Source organism: Streptomyces sp. NPDC002144 (genome assembly GCF_053593695.1).
On the sequence record NZ_JBSFDB010000071.1, the window covers coordinates 15494 to 31822 of the forward strand.

Sequence of the window (16329 nt, forward strand, 5' to 3'; positions counted from 1 at the left end):
AGGCAGGCGATCTCATCGTCCAGGGAGAGGTGCCGCCTACCTCGCAGCCGTGGCCAAAACCTGGAACGACATCCGAGCCGCCATTATCGACAGCACAGAGCCCTGGCCGGAACGGGCACGTCAGGCAGAAGTCGGCTACCGCAACGGCGGGGTGTATGAGTTTCGCTACCAGATGGCGATCACGGCGCCACCTGAGATCGTTGTCCTCTCCGATCAGACCATGAAGGGCATGCGCGACCTCGTTCGGCAACTCACCGCTGGCCGGAGATACGACACCTGGGAGGAGCTCAAGAGTGAGGAGCGACCGTGGTTCGACGCCTTTGACGCCATGCGTGCCAGCATGCGCGGAGATCTCGATCCTTCAGCCTTGCCCATTCCAGACGACCAGCCATAGGAAGAGTGGCTACTCGTCCAGATAAGGAACCCTGGCAGCTGCCTTGAGGTTCAACGACGGGTTCTCAAGTTGCAGACCGAGTTCGGGGGCTTGGGCTTGAAGATCAATGAGAGTCCTCAGGCGGCGAACCCGATGTTGGTTACGTATTCGTACTGGCCCCACTCGGATCCAAGGTCCACCGTCGCGTCATTGATCCAGGCCTCGTCCAGGGCCTCGTCGTCATCATTGGCCCACGCCTCGACGATCCGGTCCCAGTGGCGCACGTTGAGGGTGCGGAACGACACGGCACGCTGGTGGGGGCGGCTGACTTGGGACTGGTTGAGTGGGTGGAACTCGACCCGGGTGCCGCGGCCTTCACGGTTGAGCCGTTCGAGCAGGTAGCGGGCCACGTTGTGGCGCCGCACCGTGTAGTACGCGATTTCGATCGCCTGCAGGTTCTTCTTCGACGGGTTGCGCTTGCCGTCCAGCCAGGCCTTGAGGGTGCGGTCGGTGACGGTGAGGCCGGCCGAGCGGGCCGCTTCGCGGGCGTGGTCGGTGCGGGTGAGGTAGTGCAGCCGCGCGAGGAGTCCGCGACGCTGGGTGATCGGGGTGGAGATGAAGTTGGCGAGCGCGTCGAGCTGACGGGCCACGGCCTCATGCCCCTTGATTCCACGTGCCCCGAATTTGCCGAAATCGATATTCCTCTCCGGCACCTCGACTCCTCGCTCTTCGGGGTGCTTGTCGGCCACTCATGAGTGCCGGTCTCGGCGCAGGTTACGTTACAGGAATTCGCCCGCCTGAAGGTGCCCGAAGGCAGGCGAGTGACCAGGCTGAGGCAGACTCCTCTACAGCGATATCCTGTCCGACGCCACCAGCACCACGTGTGGCCGAAGGTGCTGCTCGTCGCCTCTGTTCGGTTCGTCCTCGCCCGCTTGCCCTCCGACCCATCAGAGCCCACCCAAGCGGTGACCGTGCTCAGGAAACCGGTGCCAGGGGCTCGTTGTTGGTGTGGCGGCCCTCATCGGGGAGAACGACGAACGATCTGCTGGTACGTGCGATGGCCAGCCGCGACGGGGGCACCACCGCGATCAACAACGCCTTCAAGCCCAACCCGCACGTCTTCACGGGCGAGATCACCCGCGGGGCAGGTGTGTGACCCTCCCATGGCGCCTATCCCTCGGTCTGCTGACTGGGCCTGATCCCACGAAAGTCAGCCCCTGCGGCGGCGCGGCTGCGGCGGCGGAGGGGACGTTGGAGCAAGTGGCACCGGGCATCGGCCGCCTTGTTGCTGTTGACGCGCCAGTGGCCCAGCGAGAGGGCGAGGGTATGAGATGAGCTGGGGTGGCACCCCGAGGATCGGAGCGCTTGCGCGAGGACCGCAGGGCTTCCCGTACGGTGCCGCGGGGGCTGATCTTGTTTTTGATGTACACAGAGGACGCAGCCCTCGCACGCCTATGAGCTGCGAAAACGTGGTCTGGATTGGCAGCTCAGGATGCCCATATCGGCCTCGAAGGGTTTCGATGTTGGCAGCCTGCGATCCCTATATCAGCATCGTGGAGTGCCGATATGAGCATCCTTGGATGCTCATACATGATGTGCAGGGTCATGTCGTGCATGGTCATCGAAGGAACCTCAGGGTTCCTTCGGCGATGGCGCCCGCCATGCCGGACTCGCGTGAGCCTTCGTCCTGCGCCAGCACGACCTGCTCGAACGCCTCCTGCCCTCCCACGCTCGCATACCCGCCGCGAATCTGCGCTGCCCGGTTTCCTCGAGGTCAGCACGCCCAGTCCGTAACTTGCCTGTAACTCAAGTCACGGTAGCCCAGGGCGAGCGCAATTAGCGTCACTACCTCAGCACCGCGAGGCAAAGGAGATAGGCATGAGTGAGTCGCCTCAGCATGTCATCTGGCGGGATGTCGAGCCAGCGCCGTTGTTCGACTTCGGCGAGCGAGCCACCTACAAGGCGCTCAACGGGCAGACCGCGCAGGTCATGCACGTCGAGATGAAGGCAGGGGTGATCTTCCCCAACCAGGAGGACCCCACCGAGCCGGAGATCCACCCCAACGAGCAGATTTCGACGGTCCTTTCGGGACGCATGAAGATCGTCATTGACGGTGACGAGCGCGTTGTCGGTGCCGGCGAGTCGATCGCAATCCCTCCGAATGCGCCGCACACGGCCGAGTTCCTCGAGGACACGGTGATGCTCGAGGTGTTCATCCCGCCGATCATGTGACAGCTGCGCGACCGGGAGCCGGCGGCGTCGGCAGCGCACCAGTGCCGGCGCCGTTCCTGTGAACCATGACAACGGAAGGCGAGACATCCAAGATGAAGAACCCGGCGTGGTACGCCGAACGGGAGCGGCTCTTTTCCCAGAAGGATTTGCTGCCGCTGGCCGTTCCCATCCACAGCATCGACGAGCGCGACCGCCGGTGGGCGGCCCTGCGGGAGAAGATGCACCTGCATGCGCTCGACGCCCTCGTGATGGCCGGCACCGACTTCAATGCCAGCATGGGGATGGCCAACATCCGCTATCTGACGCAGGTCGGCACCATGCTCGGCGCCTACGTGGTATTCCCCCTCGTGGGAGACCCCGTTCTGTTCTACGGGGCACCGCACATGCACCTGCCCGGACCCTGGCAGCAGGTCCCCGGTCACTGGCTGGAAGACGTCCGTCCGATGAACGGTGTCCAGGGTGTCCTCGATGCGCTCGGGCGGTACGGCCTGAGCGAGGGCCGTCTAGGCTACGTCGGCTACCGGGACATGCTGATCCCCGAGACCCACATCCCCGCCTTTTTCCTGGACACGCTGCGCCGCGAGCTCCCTCGCGCCACGCTGACCGACGCGACGCCGCTGCTCGATGAGATGCGGTCCATCAAGAGCGACGAGGAGATCGCGTTCCTGCGCCGCGCCGGTCAGATCGCCCGCAAGCGCGTCGAGCGTCTGGCGGCCACGGCGCGGGAAGGTGCGACCGAGGCCGACGTCTGGGCGGCGATGGAACACGAGATGATCGTGAGCGGCGGCGAGCCCAGCTCGTTCAACATGCTGTCCTCGGGACCGGTCACGGGCCCCGACGGCGACAAGTACGTGGCCGGCCTTCTCCACGGAGCGGAAGTCCCGTTCACCGCCACGCAGCGCAGGCTCGCCGAGGGCGATCTGATCGTGTGCGAGTTCCACACCTCCTACGGAGGCTATCTGGCGGCAACCGAGTTCTCCGTCTTCCTGGGCCAGGCGCCGCCCGAGCTGCACCGGCTCCACGAGGCGGGCGTGGCGGTGCTCAGCATGGCCCGGGATCTGTTCGTTCCCGGCCGTTCGCTGCGCGAGATCTACACGACGTTCCACGACTACGCGCAAGGCGAGGGAATCGACTTCGTCGAGCTCGGATTCCACGGCCACGGCCTGTCCTCGCCCGAGTTCCCGGCGGTCGTGTACCGCGAGACCGACGGGCAATTGCTCAACCGGAGAGGTCTCGGCGACGTCCGGCTGCACGAGAACATGGTGTTCGGGCTCAACATCGACCTGCACGACCCGTCATGGCGCAAGGACGTCGGTCTGATGATCGGTGACATGGTCCGGGTCACCCCGGAGGGCGCCGAGTACCTGTGCGACATTCCGCTCGATCTGTTCGAGGTACCCGTTCGGTAGCGGCGAGATCGCTGTGGGGAGGGGGGACGGCAGTCGGGTCCGTCATTTCGGCAGCCCACGCAGACGCGGTCAGCCCGATTGCGGCGACGCGATGCGGTGCAGACCGGCGGGGTCGACGAGACGGATCGTGCGCGGTCCACGTTCGATCAGACCGTCTCGCGCGAAGTTGCTGAGAGTCCTGGCAACGACCTCACGCACCGATCCCACCGCACGGGCGACTTCGTCCTGTGTGGCATGCACGACGAGTCCGGCCTCGTCGCGCGTGCACAGTTCGAGAAGGTGGTACGCCACGCGCGGCGGCATCTGCTGGAACACATTGTTGCTCCACAGCTGCTCGGAAAGGTGCAAAGTCTCCGCGACGTACCGGGCGATGGGCCACGCCACCGCGGCGTCACTCACGGCCAGCTGCGCGAGAACGCTCGCTGGCAACGAAACGCAGTCGGTGTCGACCATGGCCTTGACCGCAACCCCCGGATTGCTCCGCCCCGCCACCAGAGCGGGCAGGCCGACAAGTTCGCCGCGGGCGGCGTAGCGGACCGTCATCTCGCGACCGGACTCTGATCTGACAAAGATACGAACCAGCCCGTCAACGATGAGGAAAACCACATGGGGTGCGTCTCCCGAGCCCTGCGGGATGGGTTCGCCGTAGCGGAAACGCCGTGTCAGCGCGCGATCAGCCAGAACTCGGGCGGCGTGCTCCGGGAACTGGGCAAGCAAGCTCTCGTTCCACGCGCTCCGCGGCGCTGCGGTAAGTGATCCAAGGGCACTCATACGACACTCTCGTCTCGCGCAGCTTCGCACTGGCCGAGACCCATCCTGAGATCAGAGGTGTGTTCTGCGTCTGAACCAGCGCCCGACGCACCATTTTCACACACCCAGGGCCATACGGGCCTGGGTAAGCCGGACCGCTCCCTCCTCACCGTCGCATGGCGCATCCGCGAGCGCACGTACGGCGAGGCCGCACTTTCTAGAGGGACAGGCAGGACAACGGGTCGACGCGGAATCGGCGGAGTCACTGAGCTCTTTCAGCCGCTGCCCGCGAGGGTGAAACAGAGTCCGCCGTTGACGATCGACCGACCAGCGGAATCGCGCTCGGTCCCGCCTTCCGCCACGACGGCTCCGTCACCCCATCGGTGACCGTTCTGAAAAGGCTCACTGCTCGGCAAGCCGCGCAAGGCGTGTACGTCCCGGTGCCCGAGGAGAGGCGGGAACCCGAGCAGCATCACACACAACGAAGGACGACGAGTTGACTTCTCCCCCAGCTGAAGCAAGGAGATTCTTCCCTCGCGGGTTGAGCTTTCTGCTTCCCAGACAGCAGCTGCCCCGAATTAACGGCAGGGGACGTTGGTACGCCCAGCAGTCTTACGCCAGCTCCACAGACCTGACATCCCGCCAGCCCGGCGGTAGGCCCGGCCAGCTTGGTTATCGCCGACCGGACGGCATACAAACTACACCTTGCCTGCGGGTGGTTGGCGGTGACCGCCGATCCGCCCTGGCGGCGCATCGGCTTTCTTTGCCCTGCTCCGCAGGAGTCCGTTTCCTCCCCCGCCTGAAGGCGGGGGTATCCACGGAGGAATCCCGATGAAGAAGCACACACTCGGAGACCAGGGGCTTGAGGTCCCCGTAATCGGTGTCGGCTGTATGGGGATGTCGGAGTTCTACGGCGACGTCGACCAGGACGAGGCCGTCGCCACCGTCCACGCGGCGATCGACCGGGGCGTCACGCTGATCGACACCGCCGACATGTACGGCCCGTTCAAGAACGAGGAGCTGGTCGGCCGGGCTCTGGCCGGCCGACGAGATCGCGCCGTCCTGGCCAGCAAGTTCGGCAGCATGCGCGGTGTCGACGGCGCCTTTCTGGGACTGAACGGCACGCCCGAATACGTGCGTAAGGCCTGTGATGCCTCGCTGAAACGCCTACAGACCGACCACATCGACCTCTACTACCTGCACCGGGTCGACCCCAACGTGCCGATCGAGGAGACGGTCGGGGCGATGGGCGAACTCGTGCAGGCCGGCAAGGTACGTTTCCTCGGAGTGTCCGAGGCCAGGCCGGAGACGATTCGCCGCGCGCACACCGTGCATCCCATCAGCGCCCTGCAGACAGAGTATTCGCTGTGGTCGCGGGAGCCGGAGGACGAAGTCATTCCAGCGGTTCGCGAACTCGGAATCGGATACGTCTCCTACGCTCCCCTGGGAAGGGGATTCCTCTCCGGGAAGATCCGCAAGTTCGAAGATCTTCCCGAGGGTGACTTCAGGCGTATGGTTCCCCGCTTCCAGGGCGAGAATTTCCGGAAGAACCTGGACGTCGTCGAGAAGATCGAGGCGATCGCTGAACGACGCGGAGTCACGACGGCGCAGCTGGCGCTTGCCTGGGTCCTCGCGCAGGGCGTCGTGGCGATCCCGGGCACCGAGCGGCGGGACCTGCTCGCTCTCAACATCGCCGCAACCGAGATCGAACTCACCCAGCAGGAACTCGACGAGATCGACGCGGTCGCCCCTCGCGGCTTCACCGTCGGCGAGCGCTACCCCGACATGGCGATGGCCGAGATCGAGAAGTAGCGCGACGTTTCGCGGCGGATCGGGACGGGGCTCGCTTTCACACGGGTGACCTCTCGGCCGGGCCGCCGCCCGGGCCGCGAACAGCGGCGGATCCGGCGTATCCGGAGGCCTGCGCAAGCGGGGCGCAGGCCTGTGCCTCCAATGCAGGGAATTGACTTCTCCCCCAGCTGAAGCAAGGAGATTCTTCCCTCGCGGGTTGAGCTTTCTGCTTCCCAGACAGCAGCTGCCCCGAATTAACGGCAGGGGACGTGGGTACGCCCAGCAGTCTTACACCAGCTCCACAGACCTGACATCCCGCCAGCCCGGCGGTAGGCCCGGCCAGCTTGGTCATCGCCGACCAGACGCCACACAAACTACCACTTACCTGCGGGTGGTTGGCGGTGACCGCCGATCCGCCCTGGCGGCGCATCGGCTTTCTTTGCCCTGCTCCGCAGGAGTCCGTTTCCTCCCCCGCCTGAAGGCGGGGCTATCCACGGAGGAATCCCGATGAACGCGCAAGACACGTATATCTTCGACGCCGATGAGAATCGTCGGGGTCACTCGCTCAACGCGATGTGCTACTCGCTGAAGTCCGAGGACAACAGGCGTCGCTTCTCCAGCGACGAAGCGTCCTACTGCCGCAGCTTTGGCCTTTCGACGGAGCAGCAGGAGGCAGTACTTCAACGCGACTGGACCAGGATGCTCGACCTCGGCGGCAGTATCTTCTGCATCTACAAGCTGGCCGTACTCGACGGGAGATCCTTGCAGTACCTCGGGGCCGTCTTCTCCGGCATGACCGAGCAAGGGTTCACCGAGATGATGCGTGCTGGAGGGCGGTCCGATGGCTGAGGTGATCTGGGGTCTGGGCACGTCACACGTGCCGTCCATCGGTGCCGCCATGGACCATGGCCGTACCCGGACACCCGAGTGGAAGCCACTGTTCGACGGCTATGAACCGGCCAGGCAGTGGATGGCCCGGCACCGGCCCGAAGTCGCACTGATTGTGTCAAACGACCACGCGAACGCACTGGACTTCGACGTGGTGCCGACCTTTGCCCTCGGCACCGCTGCGGCCTATAAGGTCGCAGACGAGGGATTCGGGCGCAGGCCGGTGCCGGACATCGAGGGCGCTCCCGAACTCTCCACCCACCTCCTCAAGAGCCTCGTCGATGACGGCTTCGACATGACCGCCCTCCAGAACCTGGAGGTCGACCACGGTCTGACCGTGCCCCTGTCGGTCTACTGCCCGGAGCCCGGCGAGGCCTGGCCGTGTCGAGTGATCCCCCTGCTGGTGAACGTCATCCAGTACCCCCAGCCCACCGCGGCACGCTGCTACGCGTTGGGACAGGCGATCAGGCGGGCTATCGCGTCGTTCGACGACGACCTCAAGGTGGCGGTCTTCGGCACCGGCGGAATGTCCCATCAACTCGCGGGCGCACGGGCCGGATTCATCAACACCGAGTTCGACCTGTCCTTCCTGGACGACATCGAGAGCAACCCGGGCCGGCTGACGGCGATGACGCGGGAAGACTACATCCAGGCAGCTGGTTCCGAGGGAATCGAGCTGATCATGTGGCTCACTATGCGTGGCGCCCTCAATGAGAGGGTTCACTGCGTACACAGCACGTATCACGTTCCGGCTTCCAACACCGCGGCGGCGCTCGCCCTCTTCGACAACAGGACCGACTAGGCCGTCAGGTCGTGTTCGCCCCGCGGGGTTCGAGCGTCCTCGCCGGCCGTGGCTTGGCAGCATCCTGCTGCCCGCGTTGTCGATGAGTCCCCCACACGCTCCGACCATCTCGTGCTGGCGCCCGAACCAGCCGGATCGCCCAGCTGACGCCGTACGGAAGGAACACCATGGCCCTGGCCGCGGCTTCACCGAAGACAATCGTCCTGTTGCATGGAGCCTGGCACGGGGGCTGGGTCTGGAGCCGGGTCGCGCCGCTGCTCCGCGCGGCAGGGCATCAAGTCCTTACCCCTACTCTGACCGGACTCAGCGACCGCTCCCATCTCCTCAGTCCGTCCGTCGGGCTCGACACACACATCCAGGACGTGACGAAGCTCCTCGACGCAGAGGATGCGACCGACGCCGTGGTGGTCGGACACAGCTACGCAGGTCAGGTGGTCACCGGCGTGGCGGATGAGCGCCCCGACCGCGTTGCGGCCCGGATCTACCTGGACGCGTTCGCCGGCCAGAACGGTGACAGGGCCATCGACCTGTTGCCGCCGGACATCGCAAAACACTACCGCGAGTCTGTCGACGGCCCCGGATTCGGCTGGCTGATTCCCGTCCGCTCGCTCCAGGCACTGGGCGTGTTCGACCCGCAGGACTGTGACTGGCTCCTCCCACGCCTGACGCCCCACCCCTGGCGCAGTTACACGCAGCCGTTGATGCTGAGCGGCCGGCACGAGAAAGTACCCGCCGCCTTCATCGAGTGCACGGGGTGGACGCGCGTCTTTCGCGGCCAGAGCGAGCGAGCCCGCGATGCGGGCTGGCCTGTGCGAGAAGTGCGCACGGGGCATGAGGCCATGGTCACCGCTCCCGCTGACCTCGCGCGCGTGTTCTTGGACCTGATTGTCACTCTGGAAAACCGTTGAGGTGATGGGCCATGGAATTTCTCGTACGGGCGGAGAACCGCCTGCCGGCGGACACACCCGACGACATCCGCGCCGGACTGCGGCGGGACGAACGGGGTCTGGCCATGGAACTTCGCGAAGCCGGCATTTTGAAACGCCTGTGGCGCGTGCCCGGACGCAACGCAACAGTGGGCCTCTACGAGGCGGCTGATGCCACCCAGCTGCACGACTGCCTGTCCGCTCTGCCCATGTTCCCGTGGATGGACATCACGGTGGAGCCTTTGGCCGTCCACCCTCAAGAGCTCCCCGGGCCTTAGCCGAAACTATGTCGCCCGTGAGGACGCACTGAACGAGCGTGCGGCCATCGGTGCGCAGGACCGCCAGGCCTCCCACGTTGAGCGCCACGCGAGGAGGACGGACGGAGCGGCGCCCCGCATCGACCGTGCAACCGAGCTCGATACCGGGCAGGGCGGTGGGCGAGCAGCACAACGGTCCACGTGCGGATCAGGTGCGTTGCAGGGCAGCCTTGCTGGTGAGTGACATGCAGCATCGCGAGAATCTGATGGCTTGACGGCCAGCCCCTGCGGACCTGGGGCCTCGGAGTCAGCCCAGGTGATCAAGGTTTTCGCGGCCCTCAGCCGGCCAGGCGACGCAGCCAGTCGCGCAGCAGGGCCGTCTCTGTGGGGCTCAGCGGCAGGTGGGCAGGTTCCTCGGCGCAGAGCGTGGCATCGAGAGCGAGTGCCCGCGAGGCCAGGTCCGATCCCGACGAGGTGGGTGCGTCGGCAGTGATAGTGGCGAGCACGGTGTCCCGCAATCGGGCCGAGACCGCCAGGTCACGCTTTGACTCCTCTTCGCCGATCAAGGCCAGGGTGGCTCCGGTTGTTGCCGCGTGGACCATCAGGGTCGCCTCATCCACCGGTACGCGAAGGCGTCCGGCATGGGCCGCCCTCCCCAGCAGGCTCACCAGCAGGGCGTGGGCCTCGCGCGCAGCTGGAGGGCTGTGCCCCGGACGGTCCGTGCCGTACATGAGCAAGTAGAACGCCGGATGACGGAGGCCGAAATTCACATGCAGGTCCCAGCCCCGGTAAAGGTCGGCGACCGGATCGTCCGAGAGGCTCAAGGCTTCTCGCTTGTCGGCCAGATACATCTCGAAGCCGTAGACCGACAACTCGGCAAGCAGCCCTTCCTTGTCCTCGAACATCCGGTACAGCGCCGGAGCCGTGATCCCGGCCGCTGCGGCAACCGCGCGGACGGATACCGCCTCGCTCCCGCCCTCCTCCAGCAACGTGGCCGCAACCTGCACAACCTGACGCCGAGCGGCACGCTTGTCTTCTCGCATGAAACAAGGATACGCGATTTCCCGTATCACCGTGATAACGATGGTACGCTCAAACGCGGAACAGTTGATCGGCGTTCTCATCCCCCACGGCCTGCGTGCGACGGTCTCCGACGACCGCTGCCGCCCTCCGGTGGGTCGCACGGATCAATCTGTCCGATCACGCGTCACCGGCGAGAGGGCCTGAGGCCCGCGCCTCGCCGTGACCATCACAATGTGTCGCCAATCGGCGACGATAGGAGAAAACAACATGTCGGACATCTCGGTAGTCATCGCCTCGTACTCCGGCTACGGCCACACCGCGCAGATCGCCGCGGCGGTAGCCGATGGCGCTCTCTCCGTTCCCGGAACGACGGCCCACCGCGTGGACGTCGGTTCCCTCAGCGATGCCGACTGGGAGCTCCTGGACGGTGCTGACGCCATCATCTTCGGCTCGCCCACCTACATGGGCAGCGCCTCCGGGGCCTTCCACGCGTTCGCAGAAGCCAGCAGCAAGCGGTGGATGACGCGCGCGTGGAGCGACAAGCTCGCCGCCGGGTTCACCAACTCCGGTTCCATGAGCGGCGACAAGATGCACACCCTGCAGTACTTCGCGCTCCTGGCGGCCCAGCACGGGATGCTCTGGGTGAGCCTGGGCCTCCTGCCGGGATGGAACACCACGGTGTCCAGCATCGAGGACGACAACCGGCTCGGCTTCTACCTCGGCGCCGGCGCACAGAGCTTCAACGACACCCCCGCCGTCCACGAGGCCGACCTGAGCACCGCCCGCCACCTCGGCCACCGCGTCGCCGAGCAGACCCGCATCCACCGTGCCGGCCTTTCCGCCACTGCCGCCTGACTTCCCCTACGCATCGCCGCCTTCACGCGCTCCGAACGGAACGCTCCACCAAGGCAGGAGAACAATCCATGACACAGACCAGCGAGACCACCGACCAACTGCTGCTGATCAACGGCACGTGGCAGCACGCGACGGGACGTCGAACCTACGAGGTGCACGACCCGTTCACCGGCACAGTCGCCTCGCGCGCGGCCGCCGCCTCCCCGGCGGATGTCGTACGCGCGGTCGAAGCCGCCGAACACTCCTTTCCGGCCTGGTCCGCACTGGCGCCGGTCGAGCGGCGCCGCATCCTGTGGACGGCTGCCGAAAAACTGGAGACACGAGCACAGGACCTGGCCGAGGCCATCACCGCTGAGATGGGCGGCCCCGCCGCCTGGGGCGGATACAACCTCAAGGTCCTCACGGAGAAGATCCGCTACGCGGCAAGTGCGGCCCACGAGGGCCTGACCGGACAAGTCCTCCCCTCCGAGACGCCGGGGCGCACCTCGATCGCCGTGCGCAGGCCGGTAGGCGTCGTCGCGTGCATCGTCCCGTGGAACGCTCCCGCATTGCTGGTGGGTGCCTCCGTGCCCGCAGCACTGGTGCTCGGCAACACCGTGGTCATGAAGGCATCGGAGCAGACCCCGCGCACGCACTCTCTGGTCGCCCAGTGCTTCCTTGAGGCCGGATTGCCGGACGGGGTGTTCAACCTGATCAGCAATGCGCCCGAGGACGCCCCGGAAGTGGTGGACGCCCTGATCGCCCAGCCGGCGGTGCGGCGCGTGCACTTCACCGGATCCACCCGGATCGGCCGCATCGTCGGGCAGAAAGCGGCCGCGCACCTGAAACCGGCGATCCTCGAACTCGGCGGCAAGGCACCGGTCCTGGTCCTTGCCGACGCGGACCTCGACCACGCGGTCAGCGCCGCCGCCTTCGGCGCGTTCGCCAACTCCGGACAGGGCTGCCTGTCCACGGAACGCATCGTCGTAGACCGCAGCATCGCCGACGAATTCACCCAGCGCCTGGCGGCCCTCGCCAAGACCGTCGTCTACGGCGACCCCCGCGATCCGCGGACCGTGCTGGGCCCCGTGGTCGGCCGGGACACCGTCTCCCGCCTTTCCGGCCTGGTGGAGAACGCCGTCGCGGCCGGCGCACGGCTGCTGGCGGGCGGCACGGCCGACGGGCCGTGCTTCGCGCCGACCGTGCTGGCCGACGTCACCCCGGCCATGCGGATCTATCGCGAGGAATCCTTCGGCCCCATGGCCACCATCGTCACTGTCGACGGGCCCGAGGAAGCCCTCAAGGTGGCCAACGACAACGACTACGGACTCACCTCGGCCGTCTTCACCCGGAACATCCCCCTCGCCCTCGACCTGGCCAGACGGATCAACACCGGAATGTGCCACATCAACGGCGCCACCCTCGACGACGAACCGCAGATCCCCTTCGGCGGCGTGAAGGACAGCGGGTACGGCAGGTCCGGGGGCCGGGCCGGCCTGGAAGAACTCACCGAACTTCAGTGGATCACCATCGAGGGTCCCGAACTGCCGCGCTACCCCATCGCCGAGTGACCACCCGGCCGGGGACAGCGGCCGAGTGAGCTGGTTCCGCTTCGACGGACACCATTTGTGTGGTCAGGCTGCGAGTGCGGTCTCGTATTCGGCGGGACTGCGGTAGCCGAGGCTGCTGTGCAGCCGGTGCAAGTTGTACCAGCCCTCGATGACCCTGTTGCTCAATTCGAGGGAATTTGCGTCGATCACTCGATCGGAGGCAGGCGGCGGGACGGATCCTGCTGGTCAGGGGCGCGTGAATGGGTCGCCCCATGACAGGGGGTGGCGCTGTGTCGATGGGATCGGCTTCTGTCGGTGTTCCGGATGGAACGAGTGCGGTCGCACGTGCCGCGTTCCCGAAGGGGTGTCTTGCGATGCGGATCCGTGACCAACTCGGGTCAGTGTTCTCGAACGAGGAGTTCCGCGAGGCGTTCGGGGTCCGCGGCCGGCCTGGCGTCTCGCCGGGGCAGCTCGCTCTGGTAAGCGTGCTGCAATTCGTTGAGAACCTGACGGACCGACAGGCAGCGCACGCGGTGCGGGCCAGGATCGACGTGAAGTACCTGCTGGGGCTGGAGCTCACAGGCATGACGACCCTCACTACTCGAACACCCCGGTGACTCGACCTGAGCCGCCGGGGCGCGCAAGGCGTCTACGCGCGCCAGGTCTCCGCGCAGGCCGGGTCAGTTGCTCGGGCGGGAAGCCGCCCAGCCGTGTTCGAGCAATGCGAAGGTCTCGTCGGCGGCGTGGTGCGGCTCGGCGTGCCGCAGGATGAGGCCGCGGGCCTCAAGGGCGAAATGGGCCAGGGCGGCGCAGCTGACGTCATCCTCGGGGGCGCCGACGGCCTCGGCGATGGCTCGCGCGAGGGCCGTTTCGTGGCGCGTCCACATGCGGTGGGCGTAGTCGCGCAGCGCGGGGGTTTCCTGCACCATGCGCGTGAAGTCGGCGAACCGCGGGTCGGTGGCATGCAGGGCGTATTGGGTCTGCTTCAGCAGGATGTGCGCGCGCAGAGCTTGCGGGATCGAGGTGCCGGGGGTGCGGTCGCGCACGGCGGCAACGAGCGCCGCCTCCAGGTCGTTGTCCTGGTCGAAGACCAGGGCTTCCTTGCTGGAGAAGTGCTTGAACAAGGTGGTCACCGAGACGTCGGCGGCGTCGGCGATGTCCTTGACGCCGACCCGGTCGTAGCCGCGGTCGAGGAAGAGCTCGAGGGCGGCGTCGGCCAGGGACTGGCGGGTCTTGGCCTTTTTGCGCTCGCGGCGCCCGGTGGGTTCGGTCACTCGCCTACCGTACCCCAGGGTGGAGCAACTACAAAAGTTGAGTCGTTGCACATATTTAGTGAGTGTGCTTTCTTGGTGAGGCCGGACCTCCCGGCGGCTCACCACCTCCCAAGGGACACGCCCATGAAACCTGCTCGTGATCCCCGCATCGCGATTGTCGGCGCTGGCCTCGGAGGCCTCACCTGCGCCCGCGTCCTGCAGCAACACGGACACTCCGTCACCGTCTTCGAACGCGAGGCCTCCGCCGACGCCCGCCCGCAGGGCGGCACCCTCGACCTGCACGCCGACACGGGTCAGGCCGCCCTGCGTGCAGCGGGCCTTCTCGACCGATTCCAAGCCCTCTCCCGCCCCGAAGGAGAGGAATGGCGTGTGCTCGACTTCGCCGACGCCGCCCTCCTGGCATATCAGGGGCCGGCCACCGCCGGCGGCCGGCCGGAGATCGATCGAGGCCAACTGCGCGGTCTGTTCCTGGACTCGATCACCGAGGGCACGGTGCGATGGGACCGCGCCGTCAGCAGGGCCACCCCGCTGCCGGACGGCACCTGCCAGCTGCTCTTCAGTGACGGCACCGCCGAGGACTTCGACCTGGTGGTCGGCGCCGACGGCGCATGGTCGCGCGTCCGCCCTGCCCTGTCCCACGCCGCACCCCGCTACACCGGCGTCACCTTCGTCGAGACCGGATTCGACCACTGCGACACCCGCCATCCCGACCTCGCGCGCCTGGTCGGCAACGGATCAATGCTGGCGAAGGGCACCGGCAGGACCCTGGTCGCCCAGCGCAACAGCAACGGCCACATCCGCGCCTACATCGCGCTCCGCGCGCCGGCGGACTGGCACGTGGCTGCCGGTATCGACCTCGGCGACCACCGGGCCGTACGGACGCACCTGCTGACGATGTTCGACGGCTGGGACGAGAGCCTGCGCTACCTCCTGCGCAACAGCGACAGCGGGTTCATCAACCGGTCCCTGTTCGTCCTGCCCGCCCCGCATACCTGGGAGCACGTTCCCGGCGTCACGCTGCTCGGCGATGCCGCGCACCTGATGCCCCCGGTCGGGCTGGGCGCCAATCTCGCCATGCTCGACGGCTCCGACCTCGCCCACGCCCTCGTCACGGAATCCAGCGTCGACGACGCCGTCCGGGCCTACGAGAGCATCATGCTGCCGCGCTCGATCGAGGCCGCGACGGGCAGTGCGCAGGGACTCAACCACCTCGTTCCCCCAGCAACTTCCTGAGCCGACTTCACCGCCAACGTTCCCGCGCCAATCATGTGCACTCTCCCGAACGGCCGCATCCGGCCCAGGGCGGCGTCGTCAGAGGGTCTGTCCGATTTGATCACGTGATGCCGAGGGCAGCCAGTGGACAGGCGGCGTCTCAGCCGTGTTTGCGCAGGCCGGCGGCGATGTTGTCGCAGCTGGTGAGGCGAAGGGCGCCGATGGCGAGATTGCGCAGTGCGGCCATGACCCGGAGGGCGGTCCCGGTCCGCACGCGCGAGGCGTCCTCGGCGAAGGTGGTGTCGCGGACGTGGTGGATCTTGTCTCGATGCCCCAGTGTTCGCTGACCTGGTGCGCGATCTCGGGGGCGTCGGCCTGCAGGTGGAACTCAGCCCCGACGGCAAGACCCTCGTCACCGACCTGCCCGAGGGCGAGACCGTGCGGCTGTGGAACGCGACCAACGGCAAGATAATCGCAGACCTCCCAGCCTCACCTCCCCGGTCCTAACCGAGGCGTTGAGCCCCGACGGCAAGACCCTCGCCACCGGCAGCCAAGACGGCACAGTGCGGCTGTGGAGGCTGGGGGACTTCGCGTGATCCGCTCTTGGCGTGACTCTGTGAGGGTGGGCGGCGAGCCGTTCGTGATTCCCACGGTTCTACGCCCCCCGCATCGTCCACGCCAGGGCGTTCGGCTACACCCGCGGGAAGTGCAGTCGAAATGTCCGTGCCTGGAAAGGCCCGCAAGGCCGAGGCTGGCGTCCAGCACAGGGCTGGGAGACGTCGATCTGGAGGTTCTCCAGTTCGGCGCCGAAGGCCTGGCGGCTGGTCATCTCCGGCAGGCTGGCGTCGGAGCGTTCGAAGACTGTGACGCAGGTGCGGTGCGCGGGTTGCGCTTCCGGTACCGAGATGTCGCAGTCAACACGCGCCGTGTCGGCTGGACAGGGCTTCGCGTGGAAGTCATGGAGGGAGTCCTGCGGGCCGCGCCTCATGTACGTGACGTACATGAGGC

At 66.7% G+C, this 16329-nt stretch carries 18 protein-coding genes and 1 pseudogene; 14 read left to right on the top strand and 5 right to left on the bottom strand.

Annotation, left to right across the window (positions count from 1 at the left end):
• Window positions 1-49 precede the first annotated feature (49 nt).
• Window positions 50-394, top strand: coding sequence for a hypothetical protein (locus tag ACWCQ1_RS46875; protein ID WP_451029445.1), 345 nt, complete (start codon window positions 50-52; stop codon window positions 392-394).
• A 116-nt stretch (window positions 395-510) separates the two neighbouring features.
• Here the strand turns inward: ACWCQ1_RS46875 and ACWCQ1_RS46880 are convergent, their stop codons facing one another.
• Window positions 511-1086, bottom strand: a complete 576-nt coding sequence (locus ACWCQ1_RS46880; protein ID WP_451029461.1) for a transcriptional regulator — start codon at window positions 1084-1086, stop codon at window positions 511-513.
• 1165 nt (window positions 1087-2251) lie between these two features.
• Here ACWCQ1_RS46880 and ACWCQ1_RS46885 point away from each other — a divergent pair.
• Window positions 2252-2605, top strand: a complete 354-nt coding sequence (locus ACWCQ1_RS46885; RefSeq protein WP_451029446.1) for a cupin domain-containing protein — start codon at window positions 2252-2254, stop codon at window positions 2603-2605.
• Between the two features lie 92 nt (window positions 2606-2697).
• On the top strand, window positions 2698-4014 hold the full coding sequence (locus ACWCQ1_RS46890; RefSeq protein WP_451029447.1) for a M24 family metallopeptidase: 1317 nt from the start codon (window positions 2698-2700) through the stop codon (window positions 4012-4014).
• A gap of 69 nt (window positions 4015-4083) precedes the next feature.
• Here ACWCQ1_RS46890 and ACWCQ1_RS46895 read toward each other — a convergent pair whose 3' ends face one another.
• The gene (locus ACWCQ1_RS46895) at window positions 4084-4731 is read right to left on the bottom strand and encodes a Crp/Fnr family transcriptional regulator (RefSeq protein WP_451029448.1); all 648 of its coding nucleotides are present in this window, start codon (window positions 4729-4731) and stop codon (window positions 4084-4086) included.
• Between the two features lie 864 nt (window positions 4732-5595).
• Here ACWCQ1_RS46895 and ACWCQ1_RS46900 point away from each other — a divergent pair.
• The 5 genes from ACWCQ1_RS46900 (at window position 5596) to ACWCQ1_RS46920 (ending at window position 9449) form a co-directional block, all read left to right on the top strand.
• Window positions 5596-6576 carry an aldo/keto reductase gene (locus ACWCQ1_RS46900; protein ID WP_451029449.1) on the top strand — a complete coding sequence of 327 codons (981 nt, stop codon included), beginning with the start codon at window positions 5596-5598 and terminating at the stop codon, window positions 6574-6576.
• 486 nt (window positions 6577-7062) lie between these two features.
• A complete protein-coding gene (locus tag ACWCQ1_RS46905; protein ID WP_451029450.1) occupies window positions 7063-7404 on the top strand; it encodes a protocatechuate 3,4-dioxygenase in 342 nt (113 codons plus the stop codon).
• Entirely contained in the window at window positions 7397-8245 is an 849-nt protein-coding gene (locus ACWCQ1_RS46910; protein WP_451029451.1) for a class III extradiol dioxygenase subunit beta, read from the top strand. Before ACWCQ1_RS46905 ends, ACWCQ1_RS46910 begins: the two co-directional genes overlap by 8 nt.
• Window positions 8246-8412: 167 nt before the next feature.
• The gene (locus tag ACWCQ1_RS46915) at window positions 8413-9153 is read left to right on the top strand and encodes an alpha/beta fold hydrolase (RefSeq protein ID WP_451029452.1); all 741 of its coding nucleotides are present in this window, start codon (window positions 8413-8415) and stop codon (window positions 9151-9153) included.
• A gap of 11 nt (window positions 9154-9164) precedes the next feature.
• Window positions 9165-9449 carry a muconolactone Delta-isomerase gene (locus tag ACWCQ1_RS46920; protein WP_451029453.1) on the top strand — a complete coding sequence of 95 codons (285 nt, stop codon included), beginning with the start codon at window positions 9165-9167 and terminating at the stop codon, window positions 9447-9449.
• A gap of 317 nt (window positions 9450-9766) precedes the next feature.
• Here ACWCQ1_RS46920 and ACWCQ1_RS46925 read toward each other — a convergent pair whose 3' ends face one another.
• Window positions 9767-10471, bottom strand: coding sequence for a TetR/AcrR family transcriptional regulator (locus ACWCQ1_RS46925; protein WP_451029454.1), 705 nt, complete (start codon window positions 10469-10471; stop codon window positions 9767-9769).
• A 247-nt stretch (window positions 10472-10718) separates the two neighbouring features.
• On the opposite strand from ACWCQ1_RS46925, the gene ACWCQ1_RS46930 reads away from it, so the two are divergent.
• The 3 genes and pseudogenes from ACWCQ1_RS46930 to ACWCQ1_RS46940 form a co-directional block, all read left to right on the top strand.
• Window positions 10719-11306, top strand: a complete 588-nt coding sequence (locus ACWCQ1_RS46930) for a flavodoxin family protein (protein ID WP_451029455.1) — start codon at window positions 10719-10721, stop codon at window positions 11304-11306.
• A gap of 68 nt (window positions 11307-11374) precedes the next feature.
• The gene (locus tag ACWCQ1_RS46935) at window positions 11375-12856 is read left to right on the top strand and encodes an aldehyde dehydrogenase (protein ID WP_451029456.1); all 1482 of its coding nucleotides are present in this window, start codon (window positions 11375-11377) and stop codon (window positions 12854-12856) included.
• A 269-nt stretch (window positions 12857-13125) separates the two neighbouring features.
• Window positions 13126-13413, top strand: a pseudogene (locus tag ACWCQ1_RS46940) (transposase); the annotation flags it as partial.
• Window positions 13414-13515: 102 nt separating this feature from the next.
• Here ACWCQ1_RS46940 and ACWCQ1_RS46945 read toward each other — a convergent pair.
• A complete protein-coding gene (locus ACWCQ1_RS46945; RefSeq protein WP_451029457.1) occupies window positions 13516-14109 on the bottom strand; it encodes a TetR/AcrR family transcriptional regulator in 594 nt (197 codons plus the stop codon).
• A 123-nt stretch (window positions 14110-14232) separates the two neighbouring features.
• Here ACWCQ1_RS46945 and ACWCQ1_RS46950 point away from each other — a divergent pair, with 123 nt between their 5' ends.
• The 3 genes from ACWCQ1_RS46950 (at window position 14233) to ACWCQ1_RS46960 (ending at window position 15917) form a co-directional block, all read left to right on the top strand.
• Window positions 14233-15342, top strand: coding sequence for an FAD-dependent oxidoreductase (locus ACWCQ1_RS46950; protein ID WP_451029458.1), 1110 nt, complete (start codon window positions 14233-14235; stop codon window positions 15340-15342).
• 315 nt (window positions 15343-15657) lie between these two features.
• On the top strand, window positions 15658-15828 hold the full coding sequence (locus ACWCQ1_RS46955) for a hypothetical protein (RefSeq protein WP_451029462.1): 171 nt from the start codon (window positions 15658-15660) through the stop codon (window positions 15826-15828).
• Window positions 15768-15917 carry a hypothetical protein gene (locus tag ACWCQ1_RS46960; protein ID WP_451029459.1) on the top strand — a complete coding sequence of 50 codons (150 nt, stop codon included), beginning with the start codon at window positions 15768-15770 and terminating at the stop codon, window positions 15915-15917. The genes ACWCQ1_RS46955 and ACWCQ1_RS46960 overlap by 61 nt, the downstream gene beginning before the upstream one ends.
• A 95-nt stretch (window positions 15918-16012) precedes the next feature.
• On the opposite strand, the gene ACWCQ1_RS46965 is transcribed toward ACWCQ1_RS46960, so the two are convergent.
• Window positions 16013-16329, bottom strand: a 317-nt coding sequence (locus tag ACWCQ1_RS46965) for a hypothetical protein (RefSeq protein WP_451029460.1), incomplete at its 5' end; no start/stop codon positions are given.